This window comes from Roseivivax isoporae LMG 25204 (genome assembly GCF_000521865.1).
In the GTDB taxonomy this organism is placed as follows: domain Bacteria; phylum Pseudomonadota; class Alphaproteobacteria; order Rhodobacterales; family Rhodobacteraceae; genus Roseivivax; species Roseivivax isoporae.
On record NZ_JAME01000007.1, the window covers coordinates 65,875 to 80,548 of the forward strand.

General features: G+C 71.0%; 11 protein-coding genes. 9 read left to right on the top strand and 2 right to left on the bottom strand.

The annotated features are described in order from the left end of the window. The first annotated feature begins 57 nt into the window (after positions 1 to 57). The 5 genes from RISW2_RS06190 (at position 58) to glmM (ending at position 6,872) form a co-directional block, all read left to right on the top strand. Entirely contained in the window at positions 58 to 2,631 is a 2,574-nt protein-coding gene (locus RISW2_RS06190; RefSeq protein ID WP_084615274.1) for a putative PEP-binding protein, read from the top strand. A gap of 168 nt (positions 2,632 to 2,799) precedes the next feature. After that, complete coding sequence (locus RISW2_RS06195; RefSeq protein WP_043768087.1) at positions 2,800 to 3,420, top strand: cell wall hydrolase; 621 nt, start codon at positions 2,800 to 2,802, stop codon at positions 3,418 to 3,420. Between the two features lie 122 nt (positions 3,421 to 3,542). Beyond that, positions 3,543 to 4,469 carry a dihydroneopterin aldolase gene (locus RISW2_RS06200; protein WP_043768090.1) on the top strand — a complete coding sequence of 309 codons (927 nt, stop codon included), beginning with the start codon at positions 3,543 to 3,545 and terminating at the stop codon, positions 4,467 to 4,469. 50 nt (positions 4,470 to 4,519) lie between these two features. Continuing rightward, positions 4,520 to 5,539 carry a dihydropteroate synthase gene (gene folP / locus RISW2_RS06205; protein WP_043768093.1) on the top strand — a complete coding sequence of 340 codons (1,020 nt, stop codon included), beginning with the start codon at positions 4,520 to 4,522 and terminating at the stop codon, positions 5,537 to 5,539. Further along, on the top strand, positions 5,529 to 6,872 hold the full coding sequence (gene glmM / locus RISW2_RS06210) for a phosphoglucosamine mutase (RefSeq protein ID WP_043768097.1): 1,344 nt from the start codon (positions 5,529 to 5,531) through the stop codon (positions 6,870 to 6,872). Before folP ends, glmM begins: the two co-directional genes overlap by 11 nt. 4 nt (positions 6,873 to 6,876) lie before the next feature. Here glmM and RISW2_RS06215 read toward each other — a convergent pair whose 3' ends face one another. Together RISW2_RS06215 and proS are read right to left on the bottom strand one after the other, a co-directional pair. After that, positions 6,877 to 7,389 carry a DUF2937 family protein gene (locus tag RISW2_RS06215; protein ID WP_043768100.1) on the bottom strand — a complete coding sequence of 171 codons (513 nt, stop codon included), beginning with the start codon at positions 7,387 to 7,389 and terminating at the stop codon, positions 6,877 to 6,879. A 135-nt stretch (positions 7,390 to 7,524) separates the two neighbouring features. Further along, positions 7,525 to 8,868 carry a proline--tRNA ligase gene (gene proS, locus RISW2_RS06220; RefSeq protein WP_043768103.1) on the bottom strand — a complete coding sequence of 448 codons (1,344 nt, stop codon included), beginning with the start codon at positions 8,866 to 8,868 and terminating at the stop codon, positions 7,525 to 7,527. Between the two features lie 186 nt (positions 8,869 to 9,054). Between proS and RISW2_RS06225 the strand changes: the two genes are divergently transcribed. From RISW2_RS06225 to RISW2_RS06240, 4 genes are all read left to right on the top strand, one after another. Beyond that, entirely contained in the window at positions 9,055 to 10,128 is a 1,074-nt protein-coding gene (locus tag RISW2_RS06225) for an AI-2E family transporter (RefSeq protein ID WP_043768106.1), read from the top strand. Next, complete coding sequence (locus tag RISW2_RS06230) at positions 10,121 to 10,816, top strand: HdaA/DnaA family protein (protein ID WP_043768109.1); 696 nt, start codon at positions 10,121 to 10,123, stop codon at positions 10,814 to 10,816. Before RISW2_RS06225 ends, RISW2_RS06230 begins: the two co-directional genes overlap by 8 nt. 42 nt (positions 10,817 to 10,858) lie before the next feature. Further along, positions 10,859 to 13,036, top strand: coding sequence for an RNA degradosome polyphosphate kinase (locus tag RISW2_RS06235; RefSeq protein WP_043768112.1), 2,178 nt, complete (start codon positions 10,859 to 10,861; stop codon positions 13,034 to 13,036). Positions 13,037 to 13,128: 92 nt separating this feature from the next. Further along, complete coding sequence (locus RISW2_RS06240) at positions 13,129 to 14,673, top strand: Ppx/GppA family phosphatase (protein ID WP_043768114.1); 1,545 nt, start codon at positions 13,129 to 13,131, stop codon at positions 14,671 to 14,673. The last annotated feature ends 1 nt before the right edge of the window (position 14,674 follow it).

Sequence of the window (14,674 nt, forward strand, 5' to 3'; positions counted from 1 at the left end):
GTCCCGCCGTGCGGCGCCCCTTGCCCGGCGCCGCAACAGGCGTATCCTGCGCCCGACATGGACGACGCCGCACCGCAGAAACCCGATCCCGACGACATCGACGTCACGCCGATCACGCCCACCGCGCGCGTGCAGTCGCCGACCCATGGCGGCCGGGCGAAATGCCTGCAGCGGCTGGTGCGGCTCGACCTGCCGGTGCCCCGGACCGTGGCCCTGTCGTTCCGCACCGTGCACCGCATCGCCGCGGGTCGCCTGCCCGACATCGACGCGCTCCTGGCCGAGTTCAATCCCGGCGCGCTTCTCTGCGTGCGCCCCTCGTCCGAGGACCCGGACTGGGGCGGCCCCGGCGCCGTGCTGAACGTCGGCATGAACGCCGCGGTTCTCGAGAGGCTCTCGGCGCAGATCGGCGTCGATGCGGCGCACAGGCTCTACCTGCGCTTCGTGCAGGGCTACGCGATCCACGTGGCCCGGCTCGATCCCGACGTGTTCGAGGAGATCGACGCCGAGACCCCGGTGACAGGCCTGCGCACCGCGCTCGCCGCCTACGAGGAGGAGGCGGAGGAGCCCTTCCCCGACAGCCCGGCGGTGCAGCTTGCAGCGGTCCTGCGCTCCATGGCCCGCGCCTGGGAAGGCACGTCGGCGCGGCTCCTGCGGCAGGGCAAGGGCGCGCCCGCCGATGCCGGTCTCGGCCTCGTGGTGCAGGAGATGGCGCTGGGGCTCGGGCCCGGCGAATGCGGCTCGGGCGTCCTGCAGCTCGTGAATCCGCAGACCGGCCTGCCGCAGATCACCGGGCGCTACCTGAGCCAGAGCCAGGGCCGCGACGCGCTCCGCCAGGGGGCGGGATCGCTCTACCTCGAACGCGACCCGCGCGGCCCCTCGCTCGAGGAACTCGCGCCCGCGGCCTTCGCCGAGCTCCTGCGCCACGCGGACCTCATGCGTCGCCGGCTGCGCGCCGAGATGCAGATCGAGTTCACCATCGAGAACGGACGGCTGCACATCCTCGACGGCATCGTCGTGCCCATGACCTCGCGCGCGGCGGTGCGCACGGCGGTGCGGCTCGCCGAGGACGGCATCATCACCCGCGAGGAGGCGATCCTGCGCGTCGAGCCGCGCGCGCTGTCCGAGCTCCTGCACCGGCAGGTCGCGCCCGATGCGCGCCGCGACACGATCGGCCGCGGCGTCGCCGCCTCGCCCGGCGCCGCGACGGGGCGGATCGTCTTCACCGCCGCCGACGCGCAGGCGCTGGCCGCGCGCGACGAGCCCTGCATCCTGGTCCGGCGCGAGACCTCGCCCGAGGACGTGCGCGGCATGCACGCCGCCGTCGCCGTGCTGACCGAGAAGGGCGGCATGACCAGCCACGCCGCGGTGATCGGCCGGGGCCTCGGCCTGCCCTGCGTGGTGGGTGCGGGGCGCATGCGCTTTCACCCCCGCCGCCGGATGCTGGTCAGCGAGGACGGCCGCACCTTCCAGGAGGGTGACGCGATCACCGTCGACGGCACCTCGGGCACCGTGCTGGCCGGCGCGCCGCCCATGGTCGAGGCGATGCTCGACGATTCCTTCCGCACGCTGATGTCCTGGGCCGACGCGGCGCGCGACATCGACATCCGCGCCAATGCCGACACGCCCGCCGACGCGCAGACCGCGCGCAACTTCGACGCGGGCGGCATCGGGCTCTGCCGGACGGAACACATGTTCTTCGAGCCGGGCCGCCTGACCGTCATGCGCGAGATGATCTTTGCCGAGACCGCCGCCGACCGGCGCGCCGCGCTGGAACAGCTCCTGCCCATGCAGCGCGACGATTTCGTGCAGCTCTTCCGCATCATGACCGGGCTGCCGGTCTGCATCCGCCTCTTCGACCCGCCGCTGCACGAGTTCCTGCCCACCGATCGCGCGGGCCTGCGCGACCTTGCCGAAGCGCTGAGCCTGCCCGTCTCGGACGTCACCCGGCGGGTCGAGAACATGGGCGAATACAACCCCATGCTCGGCATGCGCGGGGTGCGGCTGGGCGTCACGGTCCCCGAGATCTACGACATGCAGGCGCGCGCCATCTTCGAGGCGACGCTCGAGGCGAGCCGCGACGGCGCGCCGGTCGTGCCCGAGGTGATGATCCCGCTCGTCTCGACGCCGCGCGAGGTCGAGATCGTGAAGACCCGCATCGATGCCGTCGCCGCCGCCGTGCGCGTCGAGCACGGGCGCGACTTCACCTACCGGCTGGGCGTGATGGTCGAGACGCCGCGCGCCTGTCTCCTCGCCGACCGCATCGCGCAGCACGCGCATTTCCTGAGCTTCGGCACCAACGACCTGACGCAGATGACCTACGGGCTGTCGCGGGACGATGCCGGCCGCTTCATGTCCGACTACGTGAGCCAGCACGTCTTTGACGAGGACCCGTTCCACGTCCTCGACACCGAGGGCGTGGGCGCGCTGCTGAAGATCGGGCTCGCCCGCGGCCGCGAGGGCCGGCCCGGCATCACCGCGTCGATCTGCGGCGAGCATGGCGGCAACCCCGAATCGATCGCCTTCTGCCGCGCTGCGGGCTTCGACTATGTCAGCTGTTCGCCCTTTCGCGTGCCGGTTGCGCGCCTCGCGGCCGCGCAACTCGCCATACGGCACCGCACCGAGCACGCCTGACCGATTAGGCCGGCTTCTGCCGGTTTCATGACGCAGCGTCGGCGGTACGTTGCCGACATTACATGTCGCTAACTGGACAGGATTTCCGGAAATCTCTACGGCCCGTCGGGTCGCGGTGGGGGAAATGTGCCGCGACCGCTGCCGACGAAAAACGCGAGGGGTGTCCCGATGTTCCGTGTCCTGTGCCTCGCGGCCTCTGCTGCCGCGACCTTTGCCGTGTCCGCCACCGCCGATGCGCCCGATGCCGACATGGGCGACCTGTTCCGCCAGGAGACGCGCGCGCTGAACGCCGCGAGCGCCGCGCATCTCCAGCGCCTCGTCACGCCCGCGCCCGAGGGCGGGGTGAAATCGCTGCGCTACGATTCGGGATGGCTGTCGGCGCAGCCGGCCGCCGCCGGCGGCAAGGAATGGAGCTGCCTCGCGCAGGCGCTCTACTTCGAGGCCCGCGGTGAGAGCGTGAAGGGCCAGTTCGCGGTGGCCGAGGTGATCCTGAACCGCGTCGACAACCCGCGCTATCCCAACAGCGTCTGCGGTGTCGTGAACCAGGGCTGCCAGTTCTCCTACACCTGCGACGGCGCGCCCGAGACGATCCGCGAGAAGGCCGCCTTTGCCCGCGTGGGCAAGGTCGCGGGCATCATGCTGAACGGCGCCCCGCGCGAGCTGACCGACGGCGCGACGCATTACCACACGGTCGCAGTGAACCCGCGCTGGGCCAGCAAGTTTCCCATGACCGCGCAGATCGGCGTGCACCGCTTCTACCGCCAGCCGCTGCAGATCTCGATGAACTGACGGCGGCGCGCGCGACCCGATCCGTAGGTCGCGGTCGGCGCGTCGTGTGCCGCCTTTGACTGGCGCAGCCGCGCCGGCGGCTGCTAGGGTCGCGCGACGCCCAACAACGCCGGACCCTGCCCATGGTCTCCGAAATCCGCCTCGCCTTCGCGCATCCGGCCGAACGCAGCCTTGCCACCGCCGGCGAGGAGCCGCGCGACCGGATCAGCCTGCGGGACCACATCCGCGAGGTCGAGATCGGCGCCTTCCAGGCCGAGCGCGGCGTGACCCAGCGCATCTGCTTCAACGTCGTGGTCGAGGTCCTGCCCTTCACCGGGCCGCTCGACGACGACGTGGACCGGATCCTGTCCTATGACCGGGTGACCGAAGCCATCGCCACCGAGCTTGCGGCCGAGCGGGTCAACCTGCTCGAGACGCTTGCCGAACGCATCGCCGCCCGCATCCTCACCGAACCGCAGGCGCTGCGCGCCTTCGTCCGGATCGAGAAGCTCGACCGCGGTCCCGGCGCGCTCGGGGTCGAGATCGTCCGCGACGCGGACAGCGACCACGGCGCGAGCGCGCAGGAGCGCCCGCACCCGCGCGTGGTGTTCCTCTCGAACCCGGCCATCGCCGACGACCGCCTGCCCGGCTGGCTCGACACGCTCGCCGCCGCGGACGCGCCGCTCATCCTCTGCGTCGGCGCGCACGACCTCGCGGTGCCGCGCACCGGTCACGCCATGACGCAGCGCCGCGTCGACCTCTTGGCGATCGAGCAGAACGGCTGGATGCTGGCCGCCCGCGATCACCGCGCCAAGGTGGTGGCGACCCGGACCGAGCTCGACTGGGCCATGAAGAACGGACAGATCTGCGTCTGGGCGCCGTCGAAGATGGTGCTCGACGCGACCGTGGGTCCCAAGGGGCGCCCGCGCGAGGCGCTGTCGCTCGCGGCCTGGTTCGCCGAACAGGTGTCGGCGCGCGAGTTGCTCGTGATCGGCGCGGACGACGCGGGCGAGACGCCCGCGGCCGACCTGCCGGTGCGGCGCATCGCGCCGGGCGCGCCGGTGATCTGACCGCGCCGGCCGGCTTGCGGAACCTCGCAGCTTCGCCCATCACGCGCGTCATGACCGACTATTTCCGCCCGCTCGTCCAGCACGGCCGACACCGCCCCGACACCGCCCTGCCGCTTGCCGGCGGGGCGTCCTGGTTCACCCATGCCCTGCACCTGAGGCGCGACGCGGCGCCGCGCGTGCTGCCGGCCGCGGGCATCCCCGCGGACTGGCAGGCGGCACTCTCGGCCCCGCGGGCCCCCGTGGCCGGCTTGTCCATGGACGCCCCGCGGCTCATGGGCATCCTCAACGTCACGCCGGACAGCTTTTCCGACGGTGGCCTGCATGCCGGCCCCGCGGCCGCCATCGCCCATGCCGAGACGATGGCGCGGGCCGGCGTCGACATCGTCGACGTGGGCGGGGAATCCACCCGTCCGGGTGCCTCGACCATCCCCGAGGAGGAGGAGAGCGCCCGCGTCGCGCCGGTGATCGAACGTATCGCGAGACCCGGCCGCCCGCTCGTATCCATAGATACCCGCAAGCGCGCCGTGGCCGAGGCCGCGGTCAAGGCCGGCGCAGGGTTCGTGAACGACGTGGCGGGGCTGACCTACGACCCCGGGCTCGCGCCCTTCTGCGCCGCGCGTGCCCTGCCCGTCTGCATCATGCATGCGCAGGGCGATCCCGCGACCATGCAGGACGCGCCCACCTACGGCGACGTCTTGCTCGACGTCTACGACTGGCTTGCCGCGCGCGTTGCCGCGCTCGAGGCCCAAGGGATCCCCCGCGACCGCATCGTGGTCGATCCCGGCATCGGCTTCGGCAAGACCATGGCCCACAACCTCGCCTTGCTCGAGGGCGTCGCGCTCTTCCACGGGCTCGGCTGCCCGGTGCTGGTGGGCGCGTCCCGCAAACGTTTCATCGGCGTGATCTCGGGCGAGCAGGAACCCGCGCGCCGCGTGCCGGGTTCGCTCGCCGTGGCGCTTGCCGCGGCCGCAGAGGGTGTGCAGATTCTGCGCATACATGACGTGGCCGAAACCGCGGCCGCGCTGAAGGTCTGGCAGGCAACGAGGCAGGGACGGCACGATGGGACGTGATCTATTCGGCACCGACGGGGTCCGCGGCACCGCGAACACGCATCCGATGACGGCAGAGATGGCGCTTGCCATCGGCGCCGCGGCCGGGCGCTATTTCCGGCGCGAGAAGGGTGGCGTGCACCGCGTGGTGATCGGCAAGGACACCCGCCGCTCGGGTTACATGTTCGAGACGGCGCTGACGGCGGGCCTGACCTCGACCGGCATGAACGTGCTCCTGCTCGGCCCCGTGCCGACGCCGGCGGTGGGGCTGCTGACGCCGTCCATGCGCGCGGATCTCGGGATCATGATCTCGGCCTCGCACAATCCCGCCCACGACAACGGCATCAAGTTCTTCGGCCCCGACGGCTTCAAGCTGTCGGACGAGGCCGAGGCCGAGATCGAGGTGCTGGTGAAGAGCGGCGTCGAGCCCGCGCGGGCCGAGAACATCGGCCGGGCGCAGCGCATCGACGACGGCCGCTTCCGCTACCAGGAGCGGGTGAAGTCGACCTTCCCCGCCGGCATGCGGCTCGACGGCATGAAGGTCGTGATCGACTGCGCAAACGGCGCGGCTTACCGCACCGCGCCCGACGTCCTGTGGGAACTGGGCGCCGAGGTCATCCCGGTGGGGGTCACGCCCAACGGCTTCAACATCAACGCCGAATGCGGATCGACCAAGCCGCGCGTCGCGGCCGAGACCGTCGTCGCCCATGGCGCGGATCTCGGCATCTGCCTCGACGGTGACGCAGACCGCGTGATCGTGATCGACGAGCAGGGCCGCGTGGCCGACGGCGACCAGCTGATGGCGCTGATGGCCGCCCGCTGGGCCGAGGAAGGACGTCTTGCCGGCGGCACGCTCGTCGCCACAGTCATGTCCAATCTCGGCCTCGAGCAGTACCTCGCGGGGCGCGGCCTCCGGCTCGAGCGGACCGGCGTCGGCGACCGCTACGTGGTCGAGGCGATGCGCCGCGGCGGCTGGAACCTCGGCGGCGAGCAGTCGGGCCACATCGTGATGACCGACTACGCCACCACCGGCGACGGGCTGATGGCGGGCCTGCAATTCCTGGCCGAGATGGTGCGCACCGGGCGTCCCGCCTCGGACCTCGCGCGGAACTTCGATCCCGTCCCGCAGCTGCTGAAGAACGTGCGCTACACCGCCGGGCGGGCGCCGCTCGAGACGCCCGCGGTGCAGGACTCGATCCGCGCGGCCGAGGCCGCCATGGGCGGGCGCGGCCGCGTGCTGATCCGCAAGTCGGGCACCGAGCCCCTGATCCGCGTGATGGCCGAATGCGAGGACGAGGCGCTCCTGGCGTCGGTCGTCGACGGCATCGTGGCCGAGGTCGAACGCGCGGCCTGAGCGGTCAGGCTGCGCGGGGCCGGGTCCTGCGCCGCGGCCGCAGCGCGCGGCGCAGCAGCGCGCCGAGCGCCATCACCGCCGTCCAGGCGAGGACGAAACCCGTCGCCGCGAACACCGCGCCCTCGAAGGTCAGCGGCAGCGCCGGGCGATAGGCGCCCCAGGCGGCACGCGCGATGTCGGGATCGGTCATGTGCGGGGCGAGACGCGCGCGCAGGAACGGCCCCGCATCGTCGAGCGCGGCCAGGTCGACCGAGAGCCGCGCATGCCGCGCCATGGTCCGCGTCATGCTCTCGGCCCGCGCCGCGCCGAAGCGTCCGCCGGTGGCGAGATCCGCGAGCGCGGCCCGGGGCGTCATGCCGACCTCGGCCGCGTCGGCCTCGAACTCGGCCACGACACGGGACAGCTCGTCCACCGCGCCGCCCAGCCGCTGCTTGTATTGCTGCGAGAATTCCGGGAACTGGGACAGCCCCGCGGCCCCGGTCAGACCCGCGGCCAGCGCGAACGCGCGCACAAACATCGCCTTGCCCTCTTCGCCTCGATGGGTCCTCTGCCGGGACCCGTTGGCGGGCAGTCTAGCGCGGCGCGGGCCTGCGCGCCAGCGCCGGGAGGGGCGCCCTGCCCCTGCCCGGCGCCCGCGCGGGCGATCCGCCGCTCAGCGGTGCGGCGCGTAGATCTGCGCGAGCCGCGTCACCGCCTGCTCGGGCGTCATCTCCTCGCTTTCGCCTGTGCGCCGCGAGGTCAGCTCGACGACGCCCTTCTCGAGACCGCGCGGCCCCACGGTGATCCGCCACGGCAGGCCGATCAGGTCCATGGTGGCGAACTTCGCCCCCGCCCGGTCGTCACCGTCGTGGTAAAGCGTGTCGAGCCCCGCCTGGCCGAGCGCCGCGTAGATCTGGTCGCAGGCGGTATCGGCGGTCGCGTCGCCCTGCTTGAGGTTCACGAGGCCCACGTGGAACGGCGTCACGCCCTCGGGCCAGATGATGCCGCGCTCGTCGTGGTTGGCCTCGATGATCGCGCCGAGAAGCCGCGACACGCCGATCCCGTGCGATCCCATGTGCACCGGCACGCGGTTGCCCTCGGGGTCGACGACGGTCGCGCCCATCGGTTCGGAATACTTCGTGCCGAAGTAGAAGATCTGCCCCACCTCGATGCCGCGCGCCTCGCGGCGACGCTCCTCAGGCACCTGCGCCTCGAAGGCGGCGGCGTCGTGGGTGTCGTCGGTGCGCGCGTAGCGCGAGGTGAATTCCTCGAGCACGGCACGGCAGCCCTCGCGGTCGTCGGGATCGATCTGCCGGTCGCCGAAACGCAGGTCGGTGATCTCGCTGTCGTAGAACACGCCCGATTCGCCGGTCTCGGCCAGCACGAGGAACTCGTGGGTGTCGTCGCCGCCGATCGGCCCGCTCTCGGCCCGCATGGGGATCGCCTGCAGGCCCATGCGCTCGTAGGTGCGCAGGTAGCTCACGAGGTGCCGGTTGTAGGCGTGCAGCGCGTCCTCGTAGGTCAGGTCGAAATTGTAGCCGTCCTTCATCAGGAACTCGCGGCCGCGCATGACGCCGAAGCGCGGCCTGACCTCGTCGCGGAACTTCCACTGGACGTGATAGAGCGTCAGCGGCAGGTCGCGGTAGCTCGAGACATGCGCGCGGAAGATGTCGGTGATCATCTCCTCGTTCGTCGGGCCGAACAGCATGTCGCGGTCATGGCGGTCGCGGATGCGCAGCATCTCGGGGCCGTAGGCGTTGTAGCGGCCCGATTCCTGCCAGAGGTCGGCGGGCTGGATCGTCGGCATCAGCATGGGGATGTGGCCCATGCGCTGCTGCTCCTCGTGCACGATCTGCTCGACGCGCTTGAGCACGCGCCAGCCGAGCGGCAGCCAGGAATAGATGCCGGCCGAGGCCTGCTTGATCATGCCCGCGCGCAGCATGAGCCGGTGCGAGGCGATCTGCGCCTCGGACGGCGTCTCCTTCAGGACGGGCAGGAAGTAGCGGCTGAGGCGCATCGGTGATCCCCGGATCGTTCGCATTCGTCGGCGCCGAGGTGTAGGCGAAAGAACGGGGGCAGGCAATGCGCCGCACGGGGCGCCGCTCGGGAGCCGCGTCAGGTGCGCGCGGGCGCGCTCGGGCGCTTGCATCCCGCGCGCGGAGCGGCGAGAAGATCCCGGACCTTCCGCGAAGAGTGACGCCGAATGACGCTGCCCGTCCGCGACCAGCTGAAATATTGGGGCATCGCCGCCATCGTCCTGACGGTGGTGCTGTGGTTCCTCGGCGACGTGCTCCTGCCCTTCGTGGTGGGCGCGGCCATCGCCTATTTCCTCGACCCGCTCGCCGACCGGCTCGAGGCGGCGGGCGCCTCGCGCGGCCTCGCCACCGGCATCATCACCGTGGGCGCGATCCTGATCTTCATCCTGATCGCGCTTCTCGTGATCCCCACGCTGGTGAACCAGACCGCGCAGCTGATCGAGGTGGCGCCGCAGATCTTCAACAACCTGCAGGGCTACCTCGCGCAGCGCTTCCCCGACCTTCTCGCCGAGGACAGCGTCGTGCGCGAGACGATGATCTCGCTCGGCGAGACCATCCGCGAGAAGGGCGGCGAGCTTCTGCAGACGGCCCTGTCCTCGGCGGCGTCGCTCGTGTCGATCCTGCTGCTGTTCGTGATCGTGCCGGTGGTGGCGGTCTACCTGCTGCTCGACTGGGACCGGATGGTCGCCCGCATCGACGACCTCCTGCCGCGCCAGCACGCGCCGGTGATCCGCGGCCTCGCCACCGAGATCGACCACACCCTGTCCTCGTTCATCCGCGGCATGGGCACGGTCTGCCTGATTCTCGGCGCCTATTACGCGGTGGCGCTGATGCTCGTCGGCCTGCAGTTCGGGCTCGTGGTGGGCGTCGTCGCGGGGTTCCTGACCTTCATCCCCTACGTGGGCGCCATCGTGGGCGGCGTGCTGGCAATCGGGCTCGCGCTTTTCCAGTTCTGGGGCGACTGGGTCTGGATCGTCGCCGTCTGGGCGATCTTCCAGTCGGGCCAGTTCATCGAGGGCAACTTCCTGACACCCAAGCTCGTGGGCGACAGCGTCGGCCTGCACCCGGTGTGGCTGCTGCTCGCCATGTCGGTCTTCGGCACGCTCTTCGGCTTCGTGGGGCTGCTCGTGGCGGTGCCCGTGGCCGCCGCGCTCGGCGTCATCGCGCGCTTCCTCGTGGCGCAGTACAAGTCGAGCCAGCTCTATTCCGGTCAGCCGGCGCAGGACGGCACCGATGGCTGAGCAGCTGGGCCTCGACCTTCCCGTGCGCCCGGCGCTGGGGCGCGGCGACTTCTTCGTCACCGACGCCAACGCGCAGGCGGTGGCGATGATCGACGCCTGGCGCGGCTGGCCTTCGGGCAAGCTCATGCTCGCGGGGCCCGAGGGGTCGGGCAAGACCCACCTCGCCCATGTCTGGCAGGCCGAGAGCGGCGCGCGCATCTGCGCGGCGGCCGACCTTGCCGATGCCGACATCCCCGCCCTCGCCGCGGGCCCGCTCTGCGTCGAGGACGTACAGGCCATCGCGGGCGACCAGGCGGGCGAGGACGCGCTCTTTCACCTGCACAACCTCATCCTGAGCGAGGGCAACGCGCTCCTGATGACGGCCGCGGCGCCGCCCGCGCGGCTGGCGCTGGCGCTTCCCGACCTCAAGTCGCGCGTCATGGGCACGCAGGTCGTGCTGCTCGACCGGCCCGACGACCTCCTGCTGTCGGCACTGATCGCCAAGCTTTTCGCGGATCGCCAGCTCGTGCCAGACCACCGCGTTATCGGCTACCTCGTGACGCGCATGTCGCGGTCCTTCGGCATGGCCTCGCGCCTTGTCGACGAGATCGACCGCACCGCGCTCGCGCGTCACCGGCCGGTGACGCTGCCGCTCGCGCGCGACTGCCTCGCCCGGCTCGAGGCGACCACCGTGGACGAGGCCTTGTAAGCGGTCATGAAACCGTCACCGGAGACCGGAATAAGGGCAGCCATGACACACGCAGACTTCCTCAAGGCACCGTTCCCCGACCCGGTGGAGATGCCCGATCTCGACCTCCACGGCCCCGACCGTTTCTTCAACCGCGAATTGTCGTGGCTGGGCTTCAACTGGCGCGTCCTCGAGGAGGCCGAGAACCCCCGCGTGCCGCTGCTCGAGCGGCTGCGGTTCCTGTCGATCTCGGCCTCGAACCTCGACGAGTTCTACACCGTGCGCGTGGCGGGCCTGCGCGAGCTCGCGCAGGCAGGCAACATCACCCCGGCCGCCGACGGCCTGACGCCCGCCCAGCAGCTCGTGCGCATCAACACCGACGCGCGCAACCTCATGGCGGCGCAGCAGCGCGTGCTGGCCGACCTCCGGCGCGAGATGGACGCGCAGGGCATCCGCGTGCTGACCCGCGACGAGCTGACCGAGGCAGACCGCGCGCATCTGAGCGAACGCTTCCTCGACGGGGTGTTCCCGGTCCTGTCGCCGCTCGCCATCGACCCGGCGCATCCCTTCCCGTTCATCGCGAATCTCGGCTACTGCCTGGCGCTCGAACTCGAGGGCCCGAAGACCCGCAAGTCGCTGCAGGCGCTCCTGCCGATCCCGGCGCAGATCGACCGCTTCCTGTCGCTGCCGGCGAGCGACGACGCGCAGCGCTTCGTCCTGCTCGAGGACGTGCTGCTCCTGCACATCGACAAGCTGTTCCCGGGCTACCGGGTGCGCGACCATTTCGGCTTCCGCGTGCTGCGCGACAGCGACCTCGAGGTCGAGGAAGAGGCCGAGGATCTCGTGCGCGAGTTCGAGGTGGCGCTGAAGCGCCGCCGCCGCGGCGAGGTGGTGCGACTGACGATCTCGAGCGGCGCGCCCGAGGCGCTGCGCCGCATCGTCATGTCCGAGCTGCACGTGCGCGAGGACGAGGTGATCGAGCTCGACGGCATGATCGGCGTCGCCGACATGAAGGAGCTGGTGCTCGACACGCGGCCAGACCTGCTGTGGCCGACCTTCACCCCGCGGGTGCCGGAACGGGTGCAGGACCATGACGGCGACATGTTCGCGGCGATCCGCCAGAAAGACATGCTGCTGCACCACCCCTACGAGACCTTCGACATGGTGGTGCGCTTCCTCAACCAGGCGGCGCTCGACCCGAACGTGGTGGCGATCAAGCAGACGCTCTACCGCACCTCGCGCAACTCGCCCATCGTCGACGCGCTGTGCGAGGCCGCCGAGGACGGCAAGTCGGTGACCGCGCTCGTCGAGCTCAAGGCGCGCTTCGACGAGGCCGCCAACATCCGACAGTCGCGGCGGCTCGAACGCTCGGGCGCGCACGTGGTCTACGGTTTCCTCGACTGGAAGACCCACGCCAAGATGTCGATCGTCGTGCGGCGCGAGGGCGACCGGCTGGTCACCTACTCGCATTTCGGGACCGGCAACTACCACCCGATCACCGCCAAGATCTACACCGACCTGTCGCTCTTCACCTGCGACGCGCCGCTCGGGCGCGACGCGTCGAAGGTCTTCAACTACCTCTCGGGCTACGCCAATCCCGAGGGGCTCGAGAATCTGTCGATCTCGCCGCACACGCTCAAGTCCTCGCTCATCGAGATGATCGAGAAGGAGGCCGAGCACGCGCGCGCCGGCAAGCCCGCGCAGGTCTGGGCCAAGCTCAACTCGCTGATCGAACCCGACATGATCGACGCGCTTTATGCCGCGAGCCAGGCGGGGGTGAAGATCGACCTCGTGATCCGCGGCATCTGCGGCCTGCGCCCCGGCGTGAAGGGCCTGTCCGAGAACATCCGCGTCAAGTCCATCGTCGGGCGGTTCCTCGAGCACAGCCGCATCGCCTGCTTCGGCAACGGCCACGGCCTGCCCCACCGCAGGGCGCGCGTCTTCATCTCGTCCGCCGACTGGATGGGCCGCAACCTCAACCGCCGGGTCGAGACGCTGGTCGAGATCATGAACGACACGGTCAAGGCGCAGATCGTCAGCCAGATCATGGCGGCGAATCTCGCCGACACCGCGCAGAGCTGGGTCATGGGCGCGGACGGCCATTTCGTGCGCGAGAAGGTGCCCGAGGGCGTGTTCGCCTTCAACTGCCACCGCTTCTTCATGGAGAATCCCTCGCTCTCCGGCCGCGGCAGCGCGGGGGCCAAGGACGTGCCGAAACTCACCCACACCGACGACGGGTGACGCAGCGCCCGGGATGGCCGCGCGCGCTTGACCCCCGGACTCTGCTGGGCCAGTTTCCGCACCAAAGAGGGACCAGGCGGAAGGCACCCCTGATGAACGGACCAGCCGAGAACGATCACCCGGAATGGGGGCCGTTCGGACGCCCGCTCTTCGCCGATCCCGAGGCCCGCGCGCTGTCGCGCGTGGGTGTCGTCGACATCGGGTCGAACTCCGTGCGCCTCGTGGTGTTCGACGGCGCCGCCCGCAGCCCCGCCTATTTCTACAACGAAAAGATCATGTGCGGGCTCGGCGCGGGCATGTCGGAAACCGGCCGGCTGAACCCCGAGGGGCGCGAACGCGCCCGCGCGGCGCTGCGCCGCTTCCAGCTCCTCGCCGAGGGCATGGACATTCAGCCGCTGACCGCCGTCGCGACCGCCGCGGTGCGCGATGCCGAGGACGGTCGCGCCTTCTGCGCCGAGATCGCGGCCGAGACCGGCATCCGGATCCACATCATCGACGGCGCCGACGAGGCGCGGCTGTCGGCGCAGGGGGTCCTCCTCGGCTGGCCGGGCAGCTTCGGGCTGGTCTGCGACATCGGCGGCTCGTCCATGGAACTGGCCGAGATCTCGGGCGGCCGCGTCGGCCGCCGGGCCACATCGGCGCTCGGCCCGCTCAAGCTGCGCGAGATCCCGGGCGGCCGGAAGGAACGCGAGGCCCACATCGCCGACATCATGGCGGGCCTCGTCGAGAAGGTCGGCCCGCAGCGCGACCGGCTGTTCCTCGTCGGCGGCTCGTGGCGCGCCATCGCCCGGATCGACATGGAGCGGCGCGCCTATCCGCTGCACGTCCTGCACGAATACCGCATGAACGCCGAGGCGGTGCGCGAGACCGCGAAGTTCATCGAGAAGGCCGACCTCGAGGTGCTGCGCAAGGCCTGCGGGCTCTCGTCCTCGCGCATGGCGCTCGTGCCCTTCGCGGCAGAGGTCCTGCCGCAGCTGGTCGACGCGTTCCGCCCCGCCGACATCGCGATCTCGAGCTACGGCATCCGCGAGGGCCTGCTCTACGAGCAGATGCCGCAGGCGCTGCGCGACCGCGATCCCCTGATCGAGGCCTGTTCCTTCGCCGAGGCCAAGGATGCGCGGCTGCCGGGCTTCGGGCGGCGGCTGTTCCGCTTCGTCGAGCCGCTCTTTCCCGGCGCCTCGCCGGCACGGCGGCGCCTCGTGAAGGCCGCGTGCCTGCTGCACGACGTGAGCTGGCGCGCGCATCCCGACTACCGGGCCGAAACCTGTTTCGACAACGCGACGCGCGCCAATCTCGGCGGGCTCAAGCATTCCGAACGGCTGTTCCTGGGCCTCGCCCTGCTCCACCGCTACCGCAACAAGCGCGAGGGCACGCGGTTCGAGGACCTCTATGCGCTGCTCGATGCCGAGGGCACGCAGGCGGCCGAGGTGCTGGGCAAGGCGATGCGGCTCGGCGCGATGCTGTGGATGTCCGAGCGGTCGCAGGCGGGCGCCACGCTCGACTGGGATCCGGTGGAGCGGCGCCTGGTGCTGAAGCTGACGCGCGAGGCCGAACCGCTGTTCGGTGAGGTCGCGCAGGCGCGGCTCAAGTCGCTTGGCGGATCGCTCAACGCCGAGACGGACGCGCAGGTGGTCTGAT

Bases quoted from the DNA above. Each gene is read 5' to 3' on its own strand.
- RISW2_RS06190 (WP_084615274.1), top strand. From the start codon at position 58: ATGGACGACGCCGCACCGCAGAAACCCGATCCCGACGACATCGACGTC.
- glmM (WP_043768097.1), top strand. From the start codon at position 5,529: ATGGGACGTGATCTATTCGGCACCGACGGGGTCCGCGGCACCGCGAAC.
- RISW2_RS06215 (WP_043768100.1), bottom strand. From the start codon at position 7,389: ATGTTTGTGCGCGCGTTCGCGCTGGCCGCGGGTCTGACCGGGGCCGCG.
- RISW2_RS06195 (WP_043768087.1), top strand. From the start codon at position 2,800: ATGTTCCGTGTCCTGTGCCTCGCGGCCTCTGCTGCCGCGACCTTTGCC.
- RISW2_RS06235 (WP_043768112.1), top strand. From the start codon at position 10,859: ATGACACACGCAGACTTCCTCAAGGCACCGTTCCCCGACCCGGTGGAG.
- RISW2_RS06230 (WP_043768109.1), top strand. From the start codon at position 10,121: ATGGCTGAGCAGCTGGGCCTCGACCTTCCCGTGCGCCCGGCGCTGGGG.
- folP (WP_043768093.1), top strand. From the start codon at position 4,520: ATGACCGACTATTTCCGCCCGCTCGTCCAGCACGGCCGACACCGCCCC.
- proS (WP_043768103.1), bottom strand. From the start codon at position 8,868: ATGCGCCTCAGCCGCTACTTCCTGCCCGTCCTGAAGGAGACGCCGTCC.
- RISW2_RS06225 (WP_043768106.1), top strand. From the start codon at position 9,055: ATGACGCTGCCCGTCCGCGACCAGCTGAAATATTGGGGCATCGCCGCC.
- RISW2_RS06200 (WP_043768090.1), top strand. From the start codon at position 3,543: ATGGTCTCCGAAATCCGCCTCGCCTTCGCGCATCCGGCCGAACGCAGC.
- RISW2_RS06240 (WP_043768114.1), top strand. From the start codon at position 13,129: ATGAACGGACCAGCCGAGAACGATCACCCGGAATGGGGGCCGTTCGGA.